Genomic DNA, 2,229 nt, shown 5'->3' on the forward strand with positions numbered 1-2,229 from the left:
ACACAAACCCCGCCCCCAGACCCTAACGCTCCCTTGAATGAGCGACTGGCCGAACTGTTGCTTAAAGCCATCGCTGCCGGGGGCCTGACCGCAGGTGGGGCAAACGCTTTTTGGCAACTGATCAAAGCCGATGGCAGCATTCCCAAAGCGATCGCCTCAGCGGTGATTGGCCTGAGCATTGCCTATGGAACTACGCTGCTTAAGCCTATCGACAAAGGCAATCGACGGCGGTTAGAGCAGGCAGGGCAAGCTCTGGATAAAACCATTGATCGCAGAACCGAGCAGGTCACGACTCGGCTCAGTGGGTTTGAAGACTGGTACCTGCAATGCCAAGCGTGGGATTGTCAGTCGTACCGCCCCGAGGGTGTGCCTCAGCAAGAGGGAATTTTCACTCCTATGCTGGAAGAAGTGTTTGTGCCCTTGGCGCTGGATCTCAGCGGTACATTACCGGGTTTTAAGCCGACGGCAGATGCGTTTAATGCTCAAGATCTGGAACGCGCTACTAACCTTAACATCTGGCACTTTTTGCGTCAGGCTGAGCAGACTCGCGCTTTTCGCCAGTTGGTGATTCTCGCCTGGGGTGGCTATGGCAAAACCACGCTGCTCAAGCACATTGCCTACCTGTACGGCACCAAACAGCATGCTCGTCACGATGTCAAAAAGCGCATTCCGGTGCTGCTGGTGCTGCGCAAGTATCGCGACCTGCTAGCCAGTGAGAACGCGCCTGACCTGCCCACGCTCATCACTCAACACCATATCCACAGCCTGCCCAAAGAAGGCAAAGAGCTGCCCGTACCACCCAACTGGGCAACGGACATGCTGCGCCGGGGCGACGCGGTGATTATGCTCGATGGCTTTGACGAAGTGGCTAAAGATCAACGCCCTACGGTAGCCAATTGGATCAATGCTCAAATGCATCGCTACGGCAACTCAATTTTTATCGTCACCTCACGGCCCAAAGCCTACCGCGATCAGGATGCTGCCCATCGGCTAGAGCTTTCGACAGCGCTGTGGGTGCGAGACTTCGATGCCGATCAGCGGCGCGACTTTGTTACCCGCTGGTATCAGTGTCAGGAACGCTATGCTCACGGCGACAGAGACACCCCCGATGTGATTAAGCTGGCCAACGAAGCCGCCCAAGACCTGCTGCGCCAAATTGAAGACCGCCAAGAGCTAAAAGATTTAGCCAAAAACCCGCTGCTGCTGAATATGATTGTTACATTTCATCGGCGGTATCCAGGGGCGCGGCTGCCCCAGCGGCGGGTAGAGTTGTACCGCGATATCTGCCAGCTACAGCTAAGAGATAGACCCCGCGCCCGTCAGCTCGACACGCTGCTGACCCAGTGCGAGGCCCAGACCATTTTGCAAATGCTGGCGCTGTACATGATGCAGCAGCGGCAAGAGCGCATTTCACAGGCTGACCTGCGCCAGGTGCTTGTCCACAGCCTGCAACAGCAGGAAGAAACTCTTGACCCCGATGATTTTCTCGACCAGGTGGTGCAGATCAGTGAACTGCTGGTGCAGCAGGAGGATGAGTACGAATTTGCCCACTTGAGCTTTCAAGAATACTTAGCTGCTGCTGAGGTTGTCCGCACCCGGCAAGAACCGCTGCTGTACGACCGCTTTGATGACGACTGGTGGAAGCCCACAATTTTGCTCTATGTCGCTCAGGTGAAACCTGCTCGGCTGCTGCGGCAAATGATCGAGCAGGGGGCAACCGATTTGGCCTATACCTGCTGGCAAGACACAACAAAGCGACTTGACCCAGTGCTAGAAGAAGAACTCAAGGGCTTGCAGCAAACCGTAGCGGCCTCGCGCTACCAACAGCTAGAGCAGTATTTGCAAAACGGGCAGTGGAAAGAAGCGGATGAAGAAACCTATCGACTGATGATTACCACTGTAGGTAAAGAAGAAGGGCAGTATTTTGAGGCTGAAGAGTTGCTAAACTTTCCCTGTGAGGAGCTTTTGACGATTGATGGGCTATGGGTGCAGTACAGCCAGGGCAAGTTTGGCTTTAGCGTGCAAAAAGAGATCTACCTCTCAAAAGAGGTCGGTGGTGTCGCTGATGGAAGGTACGATAAGGAAGCCTTAGAACGATTTGGAGATCGAGTGGCTTGGCGAGTAGAGGACAAGTGGACATTTCGTATGAAATATGACACCTCAGCACCTAAGGGTCACCTCCCTTTTGTGGGTGGGGGTGTTGTGGGAAGGAGATATGGGGTGTTGGGG

Annotated in this window: 1 protein-coding gene; it reads left to right on the plus strand. The window is 54.6% G+C overall.

Annotated features, from left to right (window positions below):
- Positions 1-33: 33 nt before the first annotated feature.
- Positions 34-2,229, plus strand: a 2,196-nt coding sequence (locus IQ273_RS32665; RefSeq protein ID WP_194027235.1) for a GUN4 domain-containing protein, incomplete at its 3' end; no start/stop codon positions are given.

The organism is Nodosilinea sp. LEGE 07298 (assembly GCF_015207265.1).
Lineage (GTDB): Bacteria > Cyanobacteriota > Cyanobacteriia > Phormidesmidales > Phormidesmidaceae > Nodosilinea.